Origin of the sequence: Neptunomonas japonica JAMM 1380, from assembly GCF_016592555.1 — a bacterium.
GTDB lineage: Bacteria > Pseudomonadota > Gammaproteobacteria > Pseudomonadales > Balneatricaceae > Neptunomonas > Neptunomonas japonica_A.
The window spans coordinates 2,267,342-2,292,266 of record NZ_AP014546.1 but is presented as its reverse complement, the minus strand read 5'-3'; the positions used below and the strand labels follow the sequence as shown (position 1 = coordinate 2,292,266).

General features: G+C 42.7%; 18 protein-coding genes and 1 pseudogene. 13 read left to right on the top strand and 6 right to left on the bottom strand.

Features of this window, described 5'->3' with window-relative positions; translation table 11 throughout:
- Positions 1-175: 175 nt before the first annotated feature.
- The 5 genes from NEJAP_RS10735 (at position 176) to NEJAP_RS10715 (ending at position 5,965) form a co-directional block, all read left to right on the top strand.
- Positions 176-1,351, top strand: a complete 1,176-nt coding sequence (locus tag NEJAP_RS10735) for an acyl-CoA dehydrogenase (RefSeq protein WP_201347249.1) — start codon at positions 176-178, stop codon at positions 1,349-1,351.
- Positions 1,351-2,568 (top strand): CaiB/BaiF CoA transferase family protein, encoded by a 1,218-nt coding sequence (locus NEJAP_RS10730; RefSeq protein ID WP_201347248.1) that lies wholly within the window; start codon positions 1,351-1,353, stop codon positions 2,566-2,568. Before NEJAP_RS10735 ends, NEJAP_RS10730 begins: the two co-directional genes overlap by 1 nt.
- A gap of 3 nt (positions 2,569-2,571) precedes the next feature.
- Entirely contained in the window at positions 2,572-4,032 is a 1,461-nt protein-coding gene (locus NEJAP_RS10725; protein WP_201347247.1) for an NAD-dependent succinate-semialdehyde dehydrogenase, read from the top strand.
- Positions 4,033-4,046: 14 nt separating this feature from the next.
- On the top strand, positions 4,047-5,318 hold the full coding sequence (gene gabT / locus NEJAP_RS10720; RefSeq protein WP_201347246.1) for a 4-aminobutyrate--2-oxoglutarate transaminase: 1,272 nt from the start codon (positions 4,047-4,049) through the stop codon (positions 5,316-5,318).
- A 113-nt stretch (positions 5,319-5,431) separates the two neighbouring features.
- Positions 5,432-5,965: a cupin domain-containing protein gene (locus tag NEJAP_RS10715; protein WP_201347245.1), complete on the top strand. Its 534-nt coding sequence runs from the start codon at positions 5,432-5,434 to the stop codon at positions 5,963-5,965.
- A 54-nt stretch (positions 5,966-6,019) separates the two neighbouring features.
- On the opposite strand, the gene NEJAP_RS10710 is transcribed toward NEJAP_RS10715, so the two are convergent.
- The 5 genes from NEJAP_RS10710 to NEJAP_RS10690 form a co-directional block, all read right to left on the bottom strand.
- Entirely contained in the window at positions 6,020-7,246 is a 1,227-nt protein-coding gene (locus NEJAP_RS10710) for a hypothetical protein (RefSeq protein WP_201347244.1), read from the bottom strand.
- A gap of 1 nt (position 7,247) precedes the next feature.
- Positions 7,248-8,045, bottom strand: coding sequence for an outer membrane lipoprotein-sorting protein (locus tag NEJAP_RS10705; RefSeq protein WP_201347243.1), 798 nt, complete (start codon positions 8,043-8,045; stop codon positions 7,248-7,250).
- Positions 8,020-10,365, bottom strand: coding sequence for an efflux RND transporter permease subunit (locus NEJAP_RS10700; RefSeq protein ID WP_201347242.1), 2,346 nt, complete (start codon positions 10,363-10,365; stop codon positions 8,020-8,022). Before NEJAP_RS10700 ends, NEJAP_RS10705 begins: the two co-directional genes overlap by 26 nt.
- 67 nt (positions 10,366-10,432) lie before the next feature.
- Positions 10,433-11,185: a TetR/AcrR family transcriptional regulator gene (locus NEJAP_RS10695; protein WP_201347241.1), complete on the bottom strand. Its 753-nt coding sequence runs from the start codon at positions 11,183-11,185 to the stop codon at positions 10,433-10,435.
- A 62-nt stretch (positions 11,186-11,247) separates the two neighbouring features.
- Entirely contained in the window at positions 11,248-12,069 is an 822-nt protein-coding gene (locus tag NEJAP_RS10690) for a pyruvate, water dikinase regulatory protein (RefSeq protein WP_201347240.1), read from the bottom strand.
- Positions 12,070-12,255: 186 nt separating this feature from the next.
- Here NEJAP_RS10690 and NEJAP_RS10685 point away from each other — a divergent pair, with 186 nt between their 5' ends.
- The 5 genes and pseudogenes from NEJAP_RS10685 (at position 12,256) to xdp1 (ending at position 20,123) form a co-directional block, all read left to right on the top strand.
- The gene (locus tag NEJAP_RS10685; protein WP_201347239.1) at positions 12,256-12,822 is read left to right on the top strand and encodes a tRNA-uridine aminocarboxypropyltransferase; all 567 of its coding nucleotides are present in this window, start codon (positions 12,256-12,258) and stop codon (positions 12,820-12,822) included.
- A gap of 138 nt (positions 12,823-12,960) precedes the next feature.
- Positions 12,961-15,293 (top strand): annotated as a pseudogene (ppsA, locus tag NEJAP_RS10680) (phosphoenolpyruvate synthase).
- 59 nt (positions 15,294-15,352) lie between these two features.
- Entirely contained in the window at positions 15,353-16,132 is a 780-nt protein-coding gene (locus NEJAP_RS10675; RefSeq protein ID WP_201347238.1) for a sulfite exporter TauE/SafE family protein, read from the top strand.
- A 196-nt stretch (positions 16,133-16,328) separates the two neighbouring features.
- On the top strand, positions 16,329-19,136 hold the full coding sequence (gene prsT / locus NEJAP_RS10670; RefSeq protein ID WP_201347237.1) for an XrtA/PEP-CTERM system TPR-repeat protein PrsT: 2,808 nt from the start codon (positions 16,329-16,331) through the stop codon (positions 19,134-19,136).
- Positions 19,137-19,295: 159 nt separating this feature from the next.
- Entirely contained in the window at positions 19,296-20,123 is an 828-nt protein-coding gene (gene xdp1 / locus NEJAP_RS10665; RefSeq protein WP_201347236.1) for an exosortase-dependent surface protein XDP1, read from the top strand.
- An 89-nt stretch (positions 20,124-20,212) separates the two neighbouring features.
- On the opposite strand, the gene NEJAP_RS10660 is transcribed toward xdp1, so the two are convergent.
- Entirely contained in the window at positions 20,213-21,046 is an 834-nt protein-coding gene (locus NEJAP_RS10660; protein WP_201347235.1) for an enoyl-CoA hydratase-related protein, read from the bottom strand.
- Positions 21,047-21,202: 156 nt separating this feature from the next.
- Here NEJAP_RS10660 and NEJAP_RS10655 point away from each other — a divergent pair, with 156 nt between their 5' ends.
- The 3 genes from NEJAP_RS10655 (at position 21,203) to NEJAP_RS10645 (ending at position 24,922) form a co-directional block, all read left to right on the top strand.
- Positions 21,203-21,694: a hypothetical protein gene (locus tag NEJAP_RS10655; RefSeq protein WP_201347234.1), complete on the top strand. Its 492-nt coding sequence runs from the start codon at positions 21,203-21,205 to the stop codon at positions 21,692-21,694.
- Between the two features lie 1,549 nt (positions 21,695-23,243).
- Entirely contained in the window at positions 23,244-23,408 is a 165-nt protein-coding gene (locus tag NEJAP_RS10650) for a hypothetical protein (protein WP_201347233.1), read from the top strand.
- Positions 23,409-23,500: 92 nt separating this feature from the next.
- A complete protein-coding gene (locus tag NEJAP_RS10645; RefSeq protein ID WP_201347232.1) occupies positions 23,501-24,922 on the top strand; it encodes a hypothetical protein in 1,422 nt (473 codons plus the stop codon).
- The last annotated feature ends 3 nt before the right edge of the window (positions 24,923-24,925 follow it).

Here is a 24,925-nt window from a genome sequence, read left to right as displayed (position 1 = left end):
TGTATTTGTTGAGAGTCGCGTTTATTTTTTTAATGTAAAAAAAACTATTACATATCTTGCATTTGTAAAAAATAATGAACACTATTTGCAGATAGTAACCAACAATAGTTTTAATAGCTGATGTCAAAAAAAGACACCACGGCGCTATTATCAAAAATATAACGAGGCTATCACCATGAGTAAATCAGCTTTTGTTTGGGAAGATCCTTTCCTGTTAGACCAGCAGATTAGTGATGAAGAACGAATGATTCGTGATGCGGCGCGTGATTATATGCAAGGGCAGCTAATGCCACGCGTATTAATGGCGAACCGTAATGAAACATTCGATGTTGAAATTATGAAAGAGCTGGGCGAGCTGGGTTTGCTGGGTAGCACCCTACCAGAAGAATATGGCTGTGCCGGTGCTAGCCATGTGAGTTATGGTCTTGTCGCTCGTGAAGTTGAAAGAGTTGATAGTGGTTACCGTTCAGCGATGAGCGTACAGTCTTCGCTTGTAATGCATCCTATCTATGCATATGGCAGTGAAGAGCAGCGTCAAAAGTATCTTCCAAAACTTGCCAGTGGTGAATGGATTGGTTGCTTTGGTCTAACAGAGCCTGATGCAGGTTCTGACCCTGCTGGAATGCGCACTCGTGCTACGAAGGTTGACGGTGGCTACATCGTTAAAGGTAGCAAGATGTGGATTACTAATTCACCTGTTGCACACGTTTTTGTTGTATGGGCAAAACTAGACGGTGTTATTCGTGGTTTCGTACTAGAAAAAGGTATGAAGGGTCTATCTGCACCTAAAATCGAAGGTAAGTTCTCATTACGCGCCTCTATCACGGGTGAGATAGTCATGGAAGATGTCTTCGTTCCTGATGAAAATATTTTACCTAACGTTTCTGGCTTATCTGGGCCATTCGGTTGCTTGAATAAAGCGCGCTTTGGTATCGCTTGGGGGGCTTTAGGTGCTGCTGAGTTCTGTTGGCAGGCTGCACGTCAGTACACTTTAGATCGTAAGCAGTTTGGCCGCCCACTAGCACAAACTCAGTTAGTACAGAAAAAACTAGCAGACATGCAAACAGAGATTTCACTTGGTTTGCAGGGTTGTCTTCGTATGGCGCAAATGATGGATGCTGGCAACTGCCCAGTAGAACTAATTTCCCTGATGAAGCGTAATAACTGTGGTAAGGCGCTGGATATTGCTCGTGTATCACGTGATATGCATGGCGGAAACGGTATTGCTGATGAGTTCCACGTGATTCGTCATGTGATGAACCTAGAAGCGGTTAATACGTATGAAGGTACGCATGATATTCATGCGTTGATTCTCGGTCGTGCTCAGACTGGTTTACAGGCCTTTTTCTGATGAGCGGGGCTCTGTCTCACATCCGTGTTCTGGATTTAAGTCGTATTTTGGCTGGCCCTTGGGCCGGTCAAATGCTGGCGGACTTCGGAGCTGAAGTGATTAAAGTTGAACGTCCTGGCAGTGGTGATGATACCCGCGGCTGGGGCCCTCCTTTTATCAAAGGGAGTGAGTCTGAAACGTCTGATGCGGCTTACTTTCACTCAGCTAATCGTGGCAAACAGTCAGTTGCAGTTGATATGGCTCGTCCAGAAGGCCAGGCAATTATCCGCGAGCTGGTTAAGGTTTCGGATGTCGTACTTGAGAACTATAAAGTGGGCGGCTTGAAGCGTTATGGGCTTGATTACGATTCATTAAAAGAGCTAAACCCTCGCTTGGTTTATTGTTCAATTACTGGGTTTGGTCAGGATGGTCCTGATGCTCATCGCGCTGGATACGACTTTATGATTCAGGGTATGGGCGGCTTGATGAGTGTGACAGGCGAGCCCGATGGCATGCCAATGAAAGTCGGTGTGGCTTTAGTCGATGTGATGACAGGCCTGTATGCGGCTAATGCGGTGCAAGCCGCACTGCTGCACCGTGAAGAAACCGGCGTCGGTCAATATATTGATCTGGCATTGCTGGATGTGCAAGTAGCAACGTTGGCCAACCAAGCAATGAATTTCCTTGCTGCAGGAAAACCTCCTGGACGGCTGGGAAATGCGCACCCTAATATTGTGCCTTATCAGGCATTTCCGACAGCCGATGGTCATATTATTTTGGCGGTTGGCAATGATCAGCAATTTCAGCGCTTTTGTGAAGTTGCTGGGTGCCCTGATTTGGCAAAAGAAATTGGTTTTAGTACGAACCAAAAGCGCGTAGAAAATCGAAGTGATTTGATTCCGCTATTACTTCCTCTGCTGTTAACAAATAGTACGCAGCAGTGGCTAGAGAAATTGACAGAAGTGGGCGTTCCATGTGGCCCTATTAATACTATCGAACAAGTATTTGATGAGCCGCAAATTAAACATCGCCAGATGCAGGTGTCTCTTGCTCATCGTGATGTGGGTGACGTTCCTTCTGTTGCAAATCCTGTGAAATTTTCTGAGACACCGATCGCGTATCATCAGGCGCCTCCTGTGCTCGGTGAGCACAGTGTTCATATTCTAGAATCCATTCTAGATATGACGTCTGAAGAAATAGAAAGTCTATGTAATCAAGGTGTTATTCAAAGAGGTTGAGAGATGTTATCACTAAAAGACGCGAGTTTACTTAAAACGCAAGCCTTCATAGATGGCGAATGGCAAAGTGCATTAAGTGGCCAGACAATGCCTGTTTTAGACCCTGCAACGGGTCAGCAGATTGCTGAAGTTCCGGATATGCGCGTGCAAGAAACTCAGCAAGCTATTGCTGCTGCAGAGAAAGCTTTTCCGTTGTGGAAAGCAAAAACAGCGAAAGAGCGTGCGCTTATCTTGCGTCGTTGGTTTGAATTAATTGTTGAAGCAAAAGATGACCTAGCGCAGCTGATGACAGCTGAACAAGGTAAGCCTCTGAGTGAAGCCTCGGGTGAAGTTTTGTATGGTGCTTCCTTCGTTGAGTGGTATGCAGAAGAAGGTAAGCGTGTATATGGTGACTTAATTCCAGCACAAGCTGCTGATAAACGCATTATGGTAAGTAAAGAGCCTATCGGAGTTGTTGCAGCCGTTACGCCTTGGAACTTCCCTAACGCGATGATCACTCGTAAATGTGCTCCAGCACTCGCAGCTGGTTGTACCATGGTATTGAAGCCTGCGGAAGATACACCTTTATCAGCACTCGCTTTGATGGTGCTAGCTGAACGCGCTGGTATTCCTAAAGGTGTTATCAATGTAGTGACTACGGCACAGCCTGCGGTAATTGGGCGTGTTCTAACAGATAGCCCTGTCGTGCGTAAGCTATCATTTACTGGCTCAACAGGTGTTGGGAAACAGTTGATGAGACAGTGTGCTGACACAGTTAAGAAGATGTCTCTTGAGCTGGGTGGTAATGCACCACTTATCATTTTTGATGATGCAAACATAGATAAAGCAGTTCAGGGAGCGGTTATTTCGAAGTTCCGTAATGCTGGACAAACTTGTGTGTGTACTAACCGTATTTTGGTGCAGTCCAGTGTTTACGATGAGTTTGTAGAAAAGTTCAACAAAGCAGTAAATGAGTTGACTGTAGGTCATGGTTTGCAGGGCGCTTTTGATCAGGGTCCAATGATTAATCAAGCAGCCATTGGCAAGGTATCTGAGTTGTTGGAAGATGCGGTTCAAAAAGGCGCACGTCTAGTGTGTGGTGGCCAAGAGCATACGTTGGGCGGCACTTTTTATCAGCCAACCATCATCGCTGATGTGACCAATGAAATGCGTGTTGCTCGTGAAGAAATATTTGGCCCTATCGCACCGGTATTTCGTTTTGAAACCGAAGCAGAAGCCATCGCAATGGCCAATGATACTGAATATGGCTTGGCAGCTTACTTCTATGCAAACGACCTAAGTCGTGTATGGCGTGTATCAGAAGGGCTTGAGTACGGAATGGTTGCCGTCAATGAAGGTGTGCTGTCTACCGAAGTGGCTCCTTTTGGTGGCGTTAAAGAATCAGGCATCGGTCGTGAAGGTTCACGATACGGTATCGATGAATATCTAGAAATGAAATACACCTTGCTGGGTGGCATTAATTAATGGGAAAGTTTGGAATGACAACGAATAAAGAGATGCAAGCACGCCGTGAAAACTCGGTAGCTCGTGGTGCGGCGAATATCACTCAGTTTTATGCAGAAAAAGCAGTCAACGCTGAAGTTTGGGATGTTGAAGGTAAGCGTTATATCGACTTTGCTGGCGGTATTGGTGTATTGAATATTGGGCATTTACACCCAAAAGTTGTAGCGGCTGTTGAATCTCAGCTACATAAGCTAATGCATACTTGTTTTCATGTAATGCCTTACGAGCCGTACATTGCATTAGCTGAAAAGCTAAATGATATTACACCTGGTAGCCATGCCAAGAAAACATTGTTGCTAAACACGGGTGCTGAGGCTGTTGAGAATGCAGTTAAAGTTGCGCGCGCAGCGACAGGTCGCTCGGCAGTTATCGCTTTTAACGGTGCATTTCATGGTCGTACGATGATGGGTATGGCGCTGACAGGTAAGGTTGTACCTTATAAGCAAGGGTTTGGTCCTTTCCCTGCTGAGGTTTTCCATGCTCCTTACCCTAATGCGTATTACGGTGTTTCAGCTGAAGATTCACTTAATGCTGTTAAAAACTTGCTGAAAACAGATGTTGATCCTGGCCGCGTAGCGGCGATTATTATTGAGCCTGTTCAAGGTGAAGGCGGTTTTTATCAGGCGCCTACAGAGTTTATGCAATCTCTGCGTGCTCTATGTGATGAGCATGGCATCTTGATGATTGTTGATGAAGTTCAGTCTGGTTTTGCTCGAACTGGTAAAATGTTTGCTATTGAACACTCTGGTGTGACACCTGACTTCATCTGCATGGCAAAAAGCTTGGCAGGTGGTATGACGCTGTCTGCTTTAGTAGGTAGTGCTGATCTAATGGACGTTCCAGGTCCCGGCAGTATCGGTAGTACTTATGGTGGTAGCCCTATGGCATGTGCCGCTGCATTAGCGACTATCGAAGTAATCGAAGAGGAAGGTTTGCTTGAGCGTAGTAATGAAGTAGGGCAGCTAATCACTTCTCGCTTCTTGGCTATGAAAGAATCTGGGCTAACGTGTATTGATCATGTTCGTGCAACCGGTGGTATGATTGCATGTGAGCTGTTTGACGAGCAAGGTAATCCGAACCCTGACTTGGCAAAACAGCTAGTCGCTAAAGCTACAGCGAATGGGCTGTTACTGCTTTCTTGTGGTACTTTTGCAAATACAATTCGTGTACTCGTTCCATTGACAGCTTCTAATGCGTTAATTGAAGAGGGATTGGATATTATGGAAAACTGCTTACGCGAGCTGTAATCGTATAAGGCAGATAACTGACTATTGGTTTTTAGCAATCAGTAGTCAGTTTTTTATTGTCCGACTAAATATTTGATATAATCCAATAAACGTAATTAATACAGGGTATTGGTGTGGATGTTGGTGAGAGATTAAAACAGATACGTAAGCTTAAAGGGATTTCCCAGCGTGAGTTGGCGAAGCGTGCTGGTGTTACGAATAGCACAATATCGATGATAGAAAAAAATGGAGTAAGCCCTTCTGTTAGTTCTCTTAAAAAAATCCTAGCGTGTGTTCCTATCTCTATTGGTGATTTCTTTACGGATGAAGCAGAGCCTGAAAAGGTGGTTTTTCGTGCAGATGAGCAGCCAGATGTGGGAACTGACAAGGTTAAGTTGCTTTTAATTGGGGCAACAGTAAAAGAGCGTACTACTAATATAATGCGTGAATACTACCCGCCCGGCGCTGATACTGGAGCTGACATGTTGCAGCATGATGGAGAGGAGGGTGGTGTTGTTCTAAAAGGTGTTATTGAGCTGACCGTTGGGCTTGATGTTTATAACCTAGAAGAGGGAGATGGATACTATTTTAGCAGCACCATCCCTCATCGTTTTAGAAACACTTCCAATGAAGAGTGTCAGATCATTAGCTCCAATCCAGCAAGCTAGATAAGTAATCTAGGTTATGTCTAATACGGTGCTATGTATTTACATGCCACTGTATTAGAAATAACGCTCAAGCCCTATTTGGATGTGGTCATCTTTGTCCATTGAAGAAAGTAGATCAGCATTATCATTTGTTGAGAAGAACCTGCCATCTACAGTGACTTTCCATTTGTCCCCTAGTCGCCTGCTCGCTTCAATTTGAAAGCTGGTGCTGTCGTAGTCAACGTCGTAAATCATTCCTGCTAATAACTCTGTGCTTGAAGTGTCATTAAGCGCTAAACGTGCCCCGATCGAGATATCATTTTGGAAAACTGCTGTTGCATCTTTTCCACGTTGATCCCAGCCATACTCCAATAGCACCCCTAAGTCGGCGTTGCTTTCTTGGACGCCATAAAAGGTATATTCAAAGCCAGCTTGTGCTGCCCAATAGGTATCTGATTTACTATCGCGCCAGATGGTTTCCGCTTTCCATAGCCAGCTCTCTATCGTGGCTTGCAAGTCAAACCCAAATTGATTCATTTGCTCATAATAGGGCACTAGAACAGCTTCGCCGTTTTTTGTTCCCATTTGTAAGATAGGGTCTCTATTGGTTCCCCGAAACCAGTGGGCACCTACGTCGAAATCACCCACAGAGTGGCTCCATCGCACAGCTAAGTCTGTGTGAAGCTCATTGTTGCTTGCTTCATATCTGGTTTGGTCGGTGTCAATCACCATGCCAGAGCGAAGGCGGCCCTTCTTTCCTGGGTAGGTTTGCTCCCGAAAACCAGGTAGCACGTATAAATCAACAATCCCCCAATGTTTGACCAGAGAAAGGTTAATCATAGGTTGCCCTCGCTTATCTTCACCATCAATATCTTCAACGCTGTCGCTTTGGTTTATAACATCAACAAGATGCTGAAACTCCGTTACACCCCAAAATACTTTTTGTATTCCGGTTCGTAGTTCCCAGTCATTCCCTTGATGTATCCAGTTTAGCTCGCGTATATCAGCATGTGTTCTTTCATTGTCATGTTGATCTAAGCGTAAAAACGGCTTGAAACTCAAAGAGTCTAAACCATTGTTCCATTGCCAGAAAAGATCAGGCTCAACGGCTACAGAAAAATTCACATCCTGATATTGCTCAGAAAATTGTGGGCTTTCAGGAAACAGTCTTAACTCAGCGGTTACTTTACCTGAAGCTTCAAATTCCATATTGGCATTAGCTTGAGAAGTAAATGCCAGTATGAGTCCCATACCGGTTAATTTAATTCCTTGTCGGTAGTTGTAGCTTCGAAGTAAAGACATATTAACGAGCCCGTTTTAATGAGTTTTTATTAAAGTCTGCGTCATTTAGACCCTCCTTAAAGCGATAGTCGCTCCAGATAAGGTCTGTATTTTTATTGGTTTGATGATTAACCATTTTCATTAGATCAGGACGCCAATGCTTACCTAGGTATTGTTTGTAACCATCATAGGTGAGTGTTTTTAATGGTGCACCCTTTCTGTCATAAAATTCAACTTTATGTAGGCGATTTTCAGACTGGTCTGTCCAAGCTATACGGCGAGTATAACCTGAGTATTTATCGACAGGGTACTGTTCGACAACGGAGCATTGCTCAGTGCCGCAAGGTTCGTCACGTAGAAATTTATAGGTGTACTTTTCAATTTCAAAAGAAGTGAGGTCCTCGTAAGCAAATTCTGATCCCATAAAAGGGCCCGATTTATTTCTTGAGGCTATACGCTTCACTCGCTTTAATGCAGGCAAGTAAAGCCATTGATCATCGGCTCCGACAGGGTGTGAAAAACTCAGAAAAGCAGTGCCTTTTACATCCAGAGGCTTATCAAAAATGCTCAAGCTTTTATCACCATCAGTTTCTTGTTCCAGTGATTTTAAGCGAATTTCTCGAATGCTTTCTTGGCCTTGGCTATTGCGTAATACCATGGTCATTTGGGCCTGCATATCGCTCCAGCCTATGTCGCTTTGCTTGATTTTTTGGGCAATGGCCAAGCCTTTGTCTTCCGCTGTTTCAGCTGTGGCATAAGAGGCTGATCCGAGTATCAGAGCGGATAGAATCCAGCTAAGCGGTTTTTGTTGAAGATGCATCAGTCTCTCCTTGTGTGTTCTCATTAGTAATCTGGTCGTTAGTATTGCTGTCGAGCTTCATTAACAGAGGTGGCAGGAATAAGAAATCCACAACCAGTGCAATGAGTATAGTTATCGCCGTGAGCAATCCCATATCAGCATTAATTTTGAAACTTGATTGGGCAAGAACCAAGAACCCTGCGACTAGAACGAAAGTGGTAATCCATAGTGCTCGTCCTACGCTGGCAAAGGCGTACTGTACTGCCTGAGCCGAATTTTTTCCTTTGTCGATTCGGGCGTGGCGGTACTTACTTAGGAAATGCACGGTATCATCGACAACAATACCCAATGTCATACCGGCAACAACGGATAATGCTAAACCGACTTGGCCATCAATAAAGTACCAAATACCAAAACCCATTGCTGCTGGTGCTAAATTAGGCAGTAAGCTTATGAGTCCATAGCGTACAGATTTTAATGCAATGCCTAATAAGAAAGAAATTAATATCAATGCAAAGGTGATACCGATCAGCATGCTTTGAATATTACGTTGCCCAATATGAGCAAACATAAGCGTTGGACTAGCAATTTGCACCGTATATTGAGAAGCGTTGTCTGCAAACCATTTGTACAGCCGCTTTTCTAGTTCAACTTGCTCGTTACTCGTTAGGTTTTTAAACGTACCAACAATACGTGATGAAGATTTATCTACGTTCAATTGGTTGTTAAGGTCCAACCCGTAGGGAAGCGACATCTCATATAGTAATAGGTATTGCGCTGCTAATTCGCGGTTTTCAGGGAGTTTGTAGTATGCAGGGTCATCGCCGTGCATATTTTTATTCAAGCGCTTAACAATATCCGTCAGCGTGCTGACATGGTCAGTTTCTGGTTGAGCTCTTAGCCATTGGCTAAAGTTCTCTAGAGTATTTAGGTAAGCAGGCGCATTAATGCCGCTGGACTCACCTGTGTTGACTGAGATCTCAATAGAGGTCAAGCCCGAGAGATTATCCTGCATAAAATCAGTTGCTTGGCGAAATGGAACTGTTTTGTCAAAGTATTTAACAAAGTCATCATTAAGCTTATTAAAGGGTACGAATACCACCATAGCGAGAATAATTACTGTCATGCTTGGTAGCAAGATATTCCGTTTTGCGATAACAAAAGCAGATAATCTGTCCATCAGGGCGCTTTTTTCTTCTTTTTGAGGTTTTACCTTAATAGGTAACAACATTAAGAGTGCAGGGAAAAGTGTAATTGACAAAACGAAGGCGATCATGACGCCAGCTGCAACCATGTTTCCAAGATCACGAAACGGTGGCGAGTCAGAGAAGTTCATGCTCAAGAAGCCTATCGCAGTTGTCGCGCTCGTTAGGAATACCGGACTAAAATTGATACGTAAGCTGGTTCTTAAGGCTTTACTTTTTTCTTCTCCTTGTCGAAGCTCGTAAAAGAAACTGGCTAAAATATGTACACAGTCAGCTACGGCTAGTGTCATAACAACTGTGGGTGTGCTGATAGAGGGCCCTGTTAAATAGAACCCTGTCCAACCAGCTAAGCCCATCGTGCTTAAAATAGTGAAGATAATAATAATGATAGTTGCTAGTGCGCCACTAAATGTGCGAAGCAGGAATATAATAGCGACTATCACTATAAGGAACATGAGTGGAACAAGGGTTGAAAAATCGTTCTGTGATGCTTCAGCAAAACTGTTATTCATCATAACCATGCCCGATAGGTATAGGTCGACCTCTGGGTTTGCTTTAATGAATTGAGCTTCCAAATCTCTTATTTTGCTGACAACTTCAGGAACCTCAGCGACAGGGTTTATGCCTGGTAGTTGTATAGTAATGTTAACAACAGAAACGTGTCCTTCAGGTGATATTAACTTGCTTCGCATTAACGGGTCGTTGGTGGCTAGTTCCTTTAGTCTTGGCATATCTGCCTGTACTAGTGTTTCTGGATCTAACACCAGATCCTCAACGATAAGGTCATCATCTTCCGCAACAGTGTGCTGAAAGTTAGTGATGGAGTCGACGCGAGTTGAGTATGGTACTTGCCATGACTGCAATGTTAATTCGTGAATGGCAGCAAGGCGTTCTGGCGTGAAGATGGAGCCTTCTTTTGGAGCGATAATAAACGCTACATTATCACTTTTGTTATAAACTTTTTGCATGCTTTCAAAAGAGGTTAGTTGTGGGTTTTCCTCACTGAAGAACACACGGTAATCACTTTTGAAAACTAGATTTTTAGCACCTGCTGCTGCAGCTACGACTAGAATGATGCTGGCCAGCAAGACCCAGATAGGGTGCTTAATGGCAACATCAAAGACACGTTCTTTCATAATTCACTCCGTTTATGACGAACAGCCACTCGTTAATAAAATAGCAACACCGGTGGGTTGCTAATAGTTAGATTGCGAGGATATTCCCTCTATCCTTCAGAATATTAACTTCTTGTAAAAAGGTAATAGACTTGAATTTACTAATGGTAGTAGCCCAATCAAATTCATGGGTCAGAGGATGAAATTGAAATCCATCAAAAAGAATATGTACGTTGTTGATTAGCTCACGTTCGACGATTAGGTTGGAGCGGGTTCCGCAGCGTTCAATATTCTGTAAAAGTAGCGCGTTTGTTCCAAAGCTAAGGCTCCAGCAGGCAAAAGAAAGTTGCTCTAATGTCATGGGAACAGGAGGAGATATTTCACCTCTGTTTAGAGAGTCTTGGAAAATAGAGACAATAGGGCCAATGAGTTTTCCTTCCAGCTGGAGGTGCTCCTCTTGCCTTGATGCAGATGCTTTATCCGTAATATTGGATGTTTTTGCAGTGAGCACAAGCATAAAAAGTGTTGGGTAAAGTTTTGCATAAAGCATATAAGCAAAATGAATAGCGAGACCTTGCTCTCTTGGAAGGCCCTCATACTTATGTGCCCGGCTAAAAAGCTCGGCCAGAATACTCATGCCACGGTTGCATAGGCCAAGAAGAAGATCTTCTTTGCTGTTGAAGTGGTTGTAGACAGTGCCCTTTGAAAAAGGCAGCTCTTTTACTAACTTATCAATAGTTAGTGCTGCAATGCTTTCGCGTTGTATGAACGCGTGAGCGCAATCCAATAGGATGTTCTCTCTTTCGAGTTGGGCTTTGTGATCGAGTATACGTGGAGACATAAATAATTCTTTTAGTGACGATTCGTCAAAAATAGCTCAAATGAATATAAATGTAAAATTAATTAATGATTAAGACTACGTTGTAGTCCTTTAGCTGCCATGATTCGGGTAGAAATTTCTTCGATCGAAAAAGTCGTTGTGTTGATAAAAGAGATTTTTTGGGAAGCAAAGAGTCTTTCAACAAATCTGATTTCAGTATCGCATTGGTTGAGAGATGAGTAGCGGCTATTAGGTCGGCGCTCATGGCGAATAGCGGTTAGCTGAAAAGGATCAATTGTTAAGCCGTAAAGTTTGTCTTTATAAGGCTCTAAGCATGCTGGAAGTCCATTGTTTTCCAAATCATCTTCCGTAAGCGGGTAATTAGCAGCACGGATACCAAACTGTAGCGCCATATAAAGGCAGGTAGGTGTTTTACCGCAACGAGATACACCTAATAAGATAATATCTGCTTCGTTATATTGCTTAGTTCTGGCGCCATCATCATTATCAAGAGCAAAGTTGATCGAGTTTATGCGATCTTTGTAACGGTCAGATTCAACAATTGCATGTGATTTTCCGACAGAATACGACGATTTTGTAGCAAACTCGTGTTCCAATGGTTTGATAAAGGTCGAGAAAATATCAATTTTCAGCGTGTCACAGGTATTCAAGATTTGGCGAATTTCATCATTAACAATAGTGTCAATAAGAATAGGCCTTAGACCGTCGTTGACTCCGGCTGCTGTAATGCTTTGTACAGCCTCAAGCGCTTTTTCATGAGTGTTGATATAAGGGAGTGTGATTTTTTCAAATTCGATCTCTTCAAACTGTGCAAGAAGGCTATCGCCTAATGCTTCTGCTGTAATGCCTGTTCCATCAGAAATAAAAAATACAGTACGTTTCATGAGATTCTCTGTGTGAATTGGTCGGACACTATAGCAAATATGTTTTTTCTCTACAGCTAGAAATAGTGCCGTTGGCAATTATGATATTATTTGCTGGTTTGTAGTTAGCAATGTAGAACGTAATGTCTTACATGTAATTAATCTGTTTTTTTGTTGTTAGTTAAACAATAGGTTGTCCATATATTAATGCATATAATTTTACTGACACATGAGCGAGAACTGTTCAAAAAGACAAATACAGGGCGCTTAGTAGAAGCACTTGATGGATTGAACGTAACGCGTATTACATGGCAAAGAACATGTCCAGATGCCTCGTTACTTGAATGGATAAAAGAAGGTAATATTGGCTTGCTGTACCCTGAAAAAACGCCGAGTAATGAAAATAGTTTTACAGATGAGTCGGCTGGTTTCGATGGGAAACCTGAGCCAATTTTGCAATTGAATAAGCAGAAAGTGGCTCTTCTCTCAACATTCATATTGATAGATAGTACTTGGCAAGAGTCTCGAAAAATTTTTAATCGAAGCCCTTATCTTAAATTGCTACCACGGGTCTCGTTGGAGTCAGCCGGTGAATCAAAGTTTATATTACGTAGAAACCAGGTTGATGGGGGGCTATGTACGGCGGAAAGTGTGATAGCTTTATTGCGGATGAGTAAGCAGAATCTTCTTGCAAATAAATTGGAAACGGATTTTCATGCATTCATTGGTCATGTTAAAAATTCACCTAAACAGAATCATTTAAGCGTAGGTTAGGGTTTTCATTTTTTTCTGAAATTAACGTATGCTGTGCTGATGTGGCGCTGAACAATAATACAGATAAACAGTGTGTCGGCCGAATAGCAGGAGATAAAAGCTTTGCATAATTACGTATTACGCCTTGATCAGGCGGGTATGGGCGATGTTGAAATAGTAGGTGGTAAAAACGCTTCACTAGGGGAGATGATAAGTCAGCTAAGTTCTGTCGGTGTAAACGTCCCAGGAGGGTTTGCAACCACAGCAGACGCATTTCGTGACTTTTTAGTTTTTAGTGGTTTAAAAGACAAGATAAATAACGCTTTACAGCAGTTAGACACCAATGATGTTGTTGCTCTTGCCTCTATTGGAAGTGAAATCCGTCAATGGATTTTTGATGCTGAATTACAACCCGAACTAAACAACGCTATCGAATCCTCGTACGTAGAGCTATGTGCAGGGAATGCTGATATGGCGGTTGCTGTTCGTTCCTCAGCAACCGCTGAAGATCTGCCGGATGCCTCTTTTGCTGGCCAGCAAGAAACCTTTTTAAATATTCGCGGGATTGCTCAGGTTAAGCAAGCGATCAAAGAGGTATTTGCTTCTCTTTATAATGACCGTGCTATTTCCTATCGTACACACCATAACTTTGAACACCACGATGTTGCTTTATCTGCGGGTGTTCAGCGTATGGTGCGTAGTGAGACGGGTTCATCGGGTGTTATGTTTTCCATGGATACGGAGTCTGGTTTTAATCATGTTGTCTTTATTACCGCCTCTTATGGCTTAGGTGAGACGATTGTTCAGGGGGCGGTTAACCCAGATGAATTTTATGTATACAAGCCGACGTTAAAGCAAAAAATCCCCGCTATTTTAAGACGTACCTTAGGCTCAAAAGCTATCAAAATGGTCTACGCAGGCGATGGTTCTACAGCTAAGTCTGTGGCGACAGTTAACGTCGAAATGAATGACCGAAATCGTTTTTGTATTAATGATGAAGATACCCATGCATTAGCCGAAATTGCCGTCACCATCGAAAAACACTATGACAGGCCGATGGATATTGAATGGGCTAAAGATGGAGATGATGGACAGCTATACGTGGTTCAGGCACGGCCTGAAACAGTACGTAGCAAAGATAACGGTAACGTCATCGAGCGCTACTTGTTAAAAGAAAAGGTAACGTGCTAGTTGAGGGGCGTTCTATTGGCCATCGTATTGGCTCTGGACCTGTCCGTTTAGTGTCAGATATCTCGCAAATGTCAAAAGTGCAGCCTGGTGAAGTGCTCGTTACCGATATGACGGATCCTGATTGGGAACCCGTTATGAAGCGAGCGGCGGGTATTGTTACCAATCGTGGTGGGCGTACATGTCATGCTGCGATTATTGCACGTGAGTTAGGTATCCCGGCTATTGTTGGCTGTGGTGATGCGACCGACAGGTTACGTGATGGACAAGTCGTCACTGTATCGTGCGCAGAGGGTGATACGGGTCGTGCCTATGAAGGCCGTTTAAGTTTTGAACATCAAACGAACAGTGTTGAGTCCATGCCTGTATTACCATTCGATATAATGATGAATGTAGGCAATCCTGATCGTGCATTTGATTTTCAGTCGCTTCCAAATGCGGGTGTGGGTCTTGCTCGGCTCGAATTTATTATTAATCGTATGATTGGAGTTCATCCCAAAGCATTGCTTAATATGGATGAGCAGCCGCATGAAGTACGACAAGTAATCCAAAGGCGTATTGCTGGATATGATGATCCGATTGACTTTTATGTCAGTAAGCTCGTAGAAGGCATTGCAACTCTAGGAGCTGCTTTTTATCCTAAAAAAGTTATTGTTAGGATGTCTGATTTTAAATCTAATGAGTATGGGCACCTCATTGGCGGCGATCAATATGAGCCGAGTGAAGAAAACCCAATGCTTGGTTTTAGAGGCGCTGCGCGATATATATCTGATTCTTTCCGTGATTGTTTTGAGCTTGAATGCCGAGCCTTGAAAAAGGTGCGTGATGAAATGCGCCTGACAAATGTTGAGATAATGATTCCTTTTGTACGCACTGTCGGTGAAGCGAAGCAAGTTGTGGAGCTGTTGGCGGAACATGGTCTAAGACGCGGTGAAAATGGATTGCGTCTTATTATGATGTGTGAGATTCCTTCAAACGCTTTATTAGCCGATGAGTTTTTAGAGTACTTTGATGGTTTTTCCATTGGCTCGAATGATCTGACGCAGCTTACATTAGGGTTGGATAGGGACTCAGGTGTTATCGCCCATCTTTTTGATGAGCGTAATGATGCGGTTAAAAAACTTTTAAGTATGGCCATTGATGCTTGTAAAGCTAAGGGCAAATATATTGGAATCTGTGGGCAGGGGCCATCCGATCATCCAGATTTGGCTAAGTGGTTGATGGAGCAAGGTATTACGAGTGTTTCACTGAATCCAGATTCCGTGTTAGATACGTGGTTCTTTTTGGCTAACCGCTCGCATTAATCCCGCTTATATATTATCAAACAAAGGGGCTTAGGCCCCTTTTTACGTTAGAGAAGATAATGAACCAGCTTGAAATATGGCAGTATATCTTTATTGGTCTTTTATTTGTTTGGAGTGGGTTTGTTCGCTCAGGTTTAGGCTTTGGTGGTGCCGTATTGACGCTCCCATTCCTGTTACTTGTACATAATGACCCGCTGGTGTTCTTGCCAATTATAGCTGTTCATTTATTAGTGTTTTCTAGTTTTATAGCAATAACTAGCCACCAAAAAAGCCGTAAAAATAATCACTTAGTGCCTCATCAATCCAGTATTGATTGGACATATTTAAAGTCTTCGTTAAAAGTCATGATCATTCCAAAGCTGATTGGAGTGTTTGGTTTATTGACGTTACCAACTGAACTCATGAGTAGCATTATATTTACGATAGTCATGGTGTATGCCGTCGGGTACGTGCTCAACAAGCCGTTTACTAGCAATAGTAAAACGCTGGATGCAGGCTTTCTTATGTTAGGTGGGTATATTAGTGGTACTTCGTTGATTGGTGCGCCTTTGATTGTGGCCGTTTACGCGTCCCATGTCGCTAAACGCCAATTAAGAGATACGCTGTTTGTTCTATGGTTTATTTTGGTATTGATCAAGTGTGTGGCGTTCCTTTGGGCGGGTGTTGATTTTCAGCTGATTCATCATTTATGGCTACTTCCGTGTGCTGCGCTTGGGCATGTAATAGGTATGCACTTTCACGAAAAAATAGTTAATGCAGAAACACCTGTATTTTTCCGTTTACTAGGTGCTGCCCTTATTGTGATTAGTTTAATGGGGCTTTGGAAAGCATGGAATTAGGCCAGTGTTCAGCAACGGATAAAATATAGACTTAGCTGTATATGTAAAAAAAGTTAAATCTCGCTAAATAGAAGTGCTCAAAGGTGCTTATCTATTTGTTAAGTTGCGACTCAGTGTCTACATTATATGCATGGATGTGATGCTTCAGCATTGCTCTACCCAGATAATGGCTAAGCCTATGAGAAGGACTAAATGAATGAGTTTTGTTAGTAATGCAGGGGTTGTCATACTCACGCTCAGTTGTTTAAGTTCAGCAGTTGGAGCCGAGAATAGCAGTGCTAATGAAGTTGCTGCTTACTTTGAGGATGCTAACAAACTGTATTATCAAGATGAGCTGGCATCTGCTGTATTACAGCTAAAAAATGCATTGCAGGCCGATGCTCGTCATCTGCCTTCTTTAGTACTCTCGGGCGAAATATATTTACAGCAAGGTGATGCCAAAGCCGCCGAGCATGTTTTACGCCAAGCACTTTTATTTGGTGCCGATTCATCATTGGTTGTGTTGAATCTTGCAAAAGCTTATTTGCAATTAGGTGATTATCAACGAATTATTACTGACCTACCTATTGATGGCTTAGCTTCGCGCATACAGGTTGATCTCTTAGGTTATCGGGCTGAGGCTTACACTCTTTTAGGGCAATTAAAAGATGCACGTTATGCGATAGATTTTGCTCTTAATATCGATAGTGAAGCGTTGTTGCCTCGTTTAGCTAATGTGATTTTGCTGATCAGGGAGGGCGTTTATGACGGAGCCCTAAAAAGCGCTCAGCAACTAATAGTGGACTGGCCCAATGATGCACGCTCTTGGAATAGTCATGCTTCGGTTGTGCATGCATTAGGTAAGTTAGAGGCGGCGATAAGCAGTTATGATAAAGCACTCGTTATACAGCCTAATCATGTTGATGCTAGGGTCGCTAAAGTTGGCGCATTAATTGATTTAGATCGCTTAGATGAAGCTGATGTTGACCTTACTTTTTTAGAGAACGAATCACCATACGAGCCGCGTGCTGCTTACTTTAGAGGATTGTTGCTATCTAAGTCTGGTAAGGCCGAAGAAGCGCGTTTAGAGTATGTGAAATGCACTGAGGTTGTTGCTGTACTGCCTAAAGCTAAAGTGGCTTCTGACCCACAACTATTAATGGCTGCAGCGTTAGCGCATCATGCATTAAAGCAATGGGAGTCGGTGCGCGCTTATCTTGAAATGTATCTTAAAAAGATTCCTACAGATGTTGGCGCTCATAAGCTTTTAGCGGATGTTTTGCTAGGGCAAGACGAGCCAGAAAAAGCGATCAAACTACTAAATAACGCTCGTGTACTGTCTGAAACAGACGCAGGCCTGCTGGCAATGCTTGCAGCAGCGTACAGTCAGACGGGGAGGCATGATAGGGCCACTCATCTACTGGAAGAGGCGGTGAGTAAAGGTGACAGTCTCTATATTGAGACTCAGCTTGCTAAGAGCTTGCTAAAGTCTGGTGAGGTTGACCGAGGAATGTTAACACTTGAGAGGGTCTTTTCTAAGCAGCCATCTCAACAAACAGCTTTCTTATTAACGGTTTCATATATTCAACAAAAATTATTTGCTAAAGCCAAAGATTCGGCGCGTTGGCTGGTTGAGTTCTCGCCTGATAATCTTACATATAGAAATTTACTTGGAATAGCTCTCTTCTCTAAAGGAGAAATGGTGGAGGCTAGAGAGCAGTTCGCGATTACTCTAAAGCAAGATCCTAGTTTTTCTGCTTCTAAACTCAACCTCGTTAAGATAGAAATAGCCGAGAAAAATTTACAAAAAGCTAGAGTTTTAGCTGATGAGCTGATGGCTGAGTTTCCTGAAAATACCAAGGTTATGCTTGAAATGTCGCGCTTGGAATCTGCGGCAGGAAACTCTAATGAGTCTCTTAAGTGGGCTGAGAAAGCCGCGGCTTTAGATGGGCTTTCATTAGAGCCTGTTCTTTACCTTGCCGGTTTATATACTGAGTTAGGAGAGCTGGAACTTGCTGAAAGTGCGGCTATTAAAGGCGTTCGAAATCATTCAGAAGACTTGTCGATACTGTCTGCGCTAGGGCAAATACAAATATTAAAAAACGAGCCCAAAGCAGCACAAGTTACCTTTAAAAAGATGGTTAAAATTGCAGGTTATGATGCCAAAGCTTTATATAAAATTGCACTACTGCAATTGCGTATTAATGAGGTTTCAGACGCACGCTATTCGCTGACAAAAGTGTTACAAGCTCAGCCGGATTACTATCCTGCTGAAGTGTTACAAGTAGAGTTGAGCACAAAGTTGGGTATGCTTGAAAATGCAGAAAGAGCCGCTCAGCAGTTGCAGGAAAAGTATCCAAATAATCCTGTGGGGTTTCAGTTGCTAGGCGATGTTTTTATGGCGCGTGAGCAATATCAGAGAGCGGATACCCAATATTTTCAGGGGCTTGAGCTTAAGCCTGTTAGTGCTTTGGTAAGTAGTCGTTATAAAGCGTTACAAGCCCAAGGTAAAAAAATAGAGTCCGGTAGAGTTTTAGCGCAATGGCTGCAATCCAACCCCCAGGATTCAAGTATCAAACTAGCACATTCTGAATACTTAATAGCTTCTCAAGACTATAAGCAGGCAGCGATTTCTCTGGTGCAGTTACTAGAGAGTTTTCCCGAAGATGCTTTGTTGTTAAATAATATGGCATATGTGCTTTACAAAATGGATCAGCCTGAAGCACTGAGTTATGCCAAACGTGCTTATGAAAAGGCTGCTAATGTTCCACAAATAGCAGACACGCTAGGTTGGTTGCTAGTGGAGTCTGGGAGTGCAGAAGAAGGCTTGAAATTTCTCAGAGAGGCAAGCTCACGTGAGTCTAACTCCCCCGAAATTCTTTATCATTTATCGGTCGCGCTTAACGCTATGGAGAGAAATAAAGAGGCTGCAATATATCTAGATAGGGCTTTGTTGTTTGCTGAGGAGTTTGAAGGGAAAGATAGAGCAGTATTATTGAAACAACAGATGAAAATGAGCAAGTAATAAATTTTTGTTTGAAATGTTAGCAAAAATGAATGTTTTAATTTTGCAAAGTCTTGATATTAGTCAATAAAAATATTTATCTAAATAATTTTCTTGTTTAAATAATCCTATAGTAATAATATGTCTCCAATAGACAACAGTAACTATGCAGGTGGCGTTATGAACCTTACAAAATTAATGATTGGATTGTGTGCGGCGTTGGCAATCAGTAGTTTGAACGCCAATGCTTCTGTAAGCTGGAACTTTAAAACCACAAATTCGGGCGATTACAGGGTCTCGAGCACTACGTCGGGGTCTTATGAGTTCGTGAGTGGTGGATCTGGTGCTGTTACGACGTTGTCTGCTTGGTCTGCACCTGTATCAGGGTCTAGCCAAATAACGAATGTTAACAGTCTGTTGGCGCACAACCAGTATGGGCTAGTTATTGATCAAGATGGTTACGGTGCTGATGGTAGTGGTTACGGCAACTCAGGCGGAGATAGTCACGCAATAGATAATGGCGGAAAATATGAATTCGTCATGTTTGATTTTGGTGATAAAGACTTCTCCTTAGATGCTTTTGATATTGGCTGGTATAGCGGTGATTCTGATGTGACCGTTATGGCTTACCAAGGTGGCACCCCTGGCTCACAGCCAGCAGAGCATATTAATGGTGTGAACTTATCGGGACTAGCTGCAAATGGCTGGAGCGTTATCAGCCATCATTCAAACCCAGGGACAGGTTCTGAGTCAGTTAACAGCAATCTAGAACCTGTTTACTCAAGTTATTGGATTATTGGTGCTTACATGTCTGCTGTTGGGGCTGGTTCTGGCGATATGATTACTGATAGCAATTGGGATGGTATCAAACTAGCGGGTATAACCGGTACTATCAGTTCTCCACCACCAACCAACAGTGTTCCAGAGCCAAGTACTTTGCTTATGATGGCGTTGGGTTTAGCGGTGGTTTCTCGTAAGACAATATTGGATAAAATCAAGAAAATTTGACTTTAGGCATTTGGTGTAAGTTTAAAAAACCGAAGCATTTATGCTTCGGTTTTTGCTATTTAGGGCTTTAAGCTGGCTGGCTCTGCCTGCTATTGGCCTTTGTACTGGCCCGGGCGCTTTTCAACAAAGGCGCTAACAGCTTCTAAATGATCTTCCGTGTTGTGGCACATGCCTTGAAATACCGCGCATAAATCTAAGAAGTCAGCGAGTTCTTGGCGTTGAGCGGCTTTCATTAAGCGTTTAGTTAAACGTGTTGCTTGAGGAGGTTTAGCTGCTATTTGTTTAGCGAGCTTCATTGCACTAGGCATTAGCTCTTCAGGGTTAACTACATCCAGAAGTAGGCCCATTGTTTTTGCTTCATCAGCTTTGACTAGCCGGCCAGTAAAGGTCATATCGGCTGCTTTTTGGTAGCCGATAAGTCGTTGTAAGAACCACGCTCCGCCATCTCCAGGGATGATGCCTAGGTTAACAAAAGTCTCGCCTAGCAATGCCTCTGTGGACCCTATACGCATGTCACACATACAAGTCAGATCAAATCCAGCACCAATCGCTGCGCCATTAATTGCAGCAATCACTGGTACTTCACAGTTATAGACAGCTAACGGAATTTTTTGGATACCGCGTCTATATTTGTCTTGCACCTCATAAACATTACCGCTAAAGGCTCCATCACAATGCTCGCCGTCGCGCTCAAGCATCTCTTTTATATTACCACCTGCAGAGAATGCTTTACCGGCGCCAGTGATAACGAGTACTGAGACATCAGCACTTTCATTGACCCACTGAATCGCTTTCAGTATGTCATCGATTAGGTGGGTTCCTGTTAATGCATTGCGAACATCATCACGGTTCAGCGTAAGAAGTGCGATACGGTTTTCGAGTTGCAATGTTGCATCTAAAAGCTGAGGAGTTGGTTTGGACATAATAAGGCCTCTATTTTTTATGTAAGAATACTTGAATAGAGTTTAAAAATTAAGGGATTTCCTTTATCTTTGTTTGTCGCCTCAAACAATCGTTTGATTGTTAAGTAGAGTCATTTCACACATAATTATCATTATAAAAATAATAAGGCGTTGGTTATGAACGATACAATGAAAGGTATTTCAATACTGTCAGTAACGGCTATCGCTATTTTTGGGGTGTTAAATCAAGATAACCATGGCTTTGATATTGCTTTTTTGGCAGGTATTGAAGCTGATGCTGAGAAGTCCGCATCACTACAACTACAGCAATCCATTCTCGCGGGTGTTGACCCCACAGAAATTCAAGAACCTTCAGCAGCAGGCGTGACAGAGGGAACGAGAAGCGTTGATTGTTATCGTGGTTGGATCTCTATTGATGACGATAATATGGCCGTTGATCAACAGGCTTACATCAGTGCGGTTAATGAAAAAGCAATATATGCACGTATTCTCGATAGAAAGCTTATTATTGAAATTCCTAACAACAATAAAACACTGGCCCGAAGAGCTGAGAGTGTTCCTGTTGAAATTGCAGTGGAGCTGGCGGATGCCGCTGTTATTAATAAACAGTGCACACGCAAAGATTTAATAATAACCGCATGGAAATGAAACGAGCGGTTAGAGAAGCTCCGCCCAAGCCAAACCGTTTTATTTCAACCCTTTGCAGTTACTGGTTAATCAGCAATTGCCCTAAATAACGAGCCTCTTTGCCTTTTAATAAACAAATAAACAGCGAAGTTATTGATCTTTATAACTAACAAACTATGATTCTAAAATAGGGATTGAATGTACTGAGCAAAGGATTGACTCTTTTTTATAAAAACCACGTCCGTCTTAATCATCCTATCTCTTTGAATTACAATAAATTAATGCTTATGTAATTCTTACTTGAAACCCAAGTGATAGTAAGCCATAGGCTCTTGAATAAACTGTTATGCGTAAGTACAAATTATGAAGTTAGCGCTATTTTCTGTATTCACAGTCGGGCTTTATTGGGTTCTGGTGTGGGGGGCGATGAGTAATCCAAATACACAATCCATCGGGATAAAGCACTTTATAGTTGTGAGTATGTTGGTTTTTTCTGTATTGGTCGGTAGTTTTTATTTGAGTTTATTTTGGTGCTTGTTCGTTGCATTCCTGGTTTTCGTAACCTCGCTTTATATAGGCCATGCGAAGGCTGAAACGTATGGTCCATTCCTAAGAAATAGCACAATTGGTGGCATATGGCTTTCCATCCCAATTTACGTGTACTTAGCCATATAGGCATAATAAAAAAAATCAGAGGCAGCCCTATAGGCTTGGACCGTCGCAAGGCTCCGGCCCTTTATTTAAACCGTTAAATGGCCGTAGATATATGAAAGTACTTATGCCAATCTTAGTATGCGTTTCGTTAGCAGTAGGCCTGATTTTTATCTCTATTGCGTGGAAGCACAATACTCAATGTGAATTTCATTGTGAGGGTGTTGTTCACTGGGGTAACTTAATTACAGTTGGTACATCTTGGTTCGTGGCCAGTTTTATTAGTCTATTTGTATTTTGCGTTCCAATTTACAAACTTATTTCTAAAGGTAAGCGAAGTGGCAAGTAGGCATTTAACAAGTTTAGCCATGTTCGCATTTTGTGCTGGACCTTCGCAAATTATCACTTGTTTTTTTCCAAAAAAGCCACCAGCTTGCTACGGTCCGTGCTAAAGGCGTTAAATGTCATATGAGCATGGATCGCATACCCAGGTATAAACAAACCGAAGCAATGATACTTGGGATCATTGTACCGTTAGCCCTAGCTATATATACGGCTCATCTGGCATTAAACGATGAAGCTGTCTTTTGGGGTAGAAGCTCTACGGTTATTTACCATGGTTCAGAAGCTTATTTCGTATCTTTACTGTGGTTTGGATTATCAGCATTAATGTGCGGGCATTTTCTCTTGCGCCACTACAGGCTGCTATCAACAACAACTCACAATATTTATATGTGGACTACAGCAATATGTATGGTTATTGGGTTGGTGTCAGCGGTGGTGTTTATATGAGACATTTAACAAGCAAAGGCAATTTTACGCGCGATGTGCGCAATTGCTTTAAGCGTTATAGGTCAGAGTTACCCATATTTAGTAGACACCTATATAGTTAGATTTTGATCTAGCTGGGAGGTGTGCCATGACTAAGCATCGTAACTCCGCCTATTCTGAAGAATATCGCCGTGAAGCTTTTCGTCGATCAGAATTACCGAATCAAACAACCGTCTCTTGTATCAGCAATTTAATACTGCTGATTACTCAAAGGTTGAAAGTGATGAGGTGGGTAAGCGTTTGTATTGAATGAGGCGGTTGTATCGATTACGGTTAGTGCCTTAGATGCGCTAATTGAGTGATGCTATGAGTGGCTACATCAAAAATTAAAACGAGATCTTTACAATGCCTTTTATGCCGCTGTTGTTAGCAGAGTTACCTGTAAATCAAGTCACAGAGGTAATCCCATATACACGTACGGTCGATATCAAATCACCCGGTACGGGTGGTGTTGATGCTCACAGTGGTTCTGCTTACAGCCCTAATACCCAGAAGTTTATTGCGTTGTACGGGTCCGATTCACACAATGCAGCAAAAGCTGATAACGGCTACTTTGCTATTGATTTTAATCAATCACTGGCTTCGCTAGCCGCTCAAGATGTGAGTGAATGGAGCCCTCGTCCTGCTCAAACATGGGGCGATAACTCGGATTATCCAGTGGCAGTTTTTGAGGCAGGCACCAACGCTTTTAGATCCTATGCTGATGCAGGAAATGATAACCCTACTGATAAAACTATAGGGCTGTATAACCCACCCAGCCACTCATACCACTTGGATGAGCAGGTTATCCAGAACAACGTGGGGCAGGATGTTTTAATTTCCACTTATAAGACAACAGCTCACATGTTTCTGCCAATAAACAAGAGCTATGCTCCTCAGTCTAGTAACCGTTTTGATCCTGCTAATCTTGGTTATCGGATCTTGATTGAGAATGGGGCGGCTAATAGATCTCAGATCCCTGTGATCAATTTGCATGACTATAGTGAGAGCTCTGCTATTGATGGTGCTCAGGGGATGCACGTGAATGCCAAGAACTACTTCGGCTCTAGAAGTTGGGCATGGATTAATGGCCATGAGTTCTACGCCGTTGAGGCTAATAACGGGATGGTCTATAAGCTCACGTCAATATTGATCGGTAATGATTTTACGATTACAGATAAATCCTCTAATTTAACGATATTCAGTAAATGGCCATACCATGTACACCAAAAACTCATACTAGTAGGGGACTATTTAACAGCTTTTTACGAAAAATCGTTCCAATTACATATAGCTCATACGGAGGATATGAAGGAGGAGGCACGTAACCTCACGATCAGCAGAGAGGAGTTGAATACGAATGTACCGATGCTTTCAAAAGATGGCGTAACTTCTTTGTGGGATATAGCGCCTAAAGCAAACTTTCCCGTTACTAAGCTAAGCGATAGTGTGATTGGTATGATCATACATGATAAAAATGCACTCGCAGGAGAGCAAGGTCGGCTTATACTGTGGCGTGTACCTAGTTTTGATGGCGCCACTTGGGATGGCATTGGTGACTTGGTAGATACAGGTTTGACCTTTGATTCACGTGGTACAGGTTATAACTTTAACGTAGCAGCAATACGTGAGTATGCTGATGAAGGGAGCGTGTTTCTCAACTATGTGAACCTCCACTCGAACAGCTGGAATCTACAGGTCGCAAAACTAAACTCGAACTTAGATTCTTACTTTCTGTCATCTGAAACACCAGTGTCTGTGGCTACACCAAAGGCAATTACTCGGTGAGGT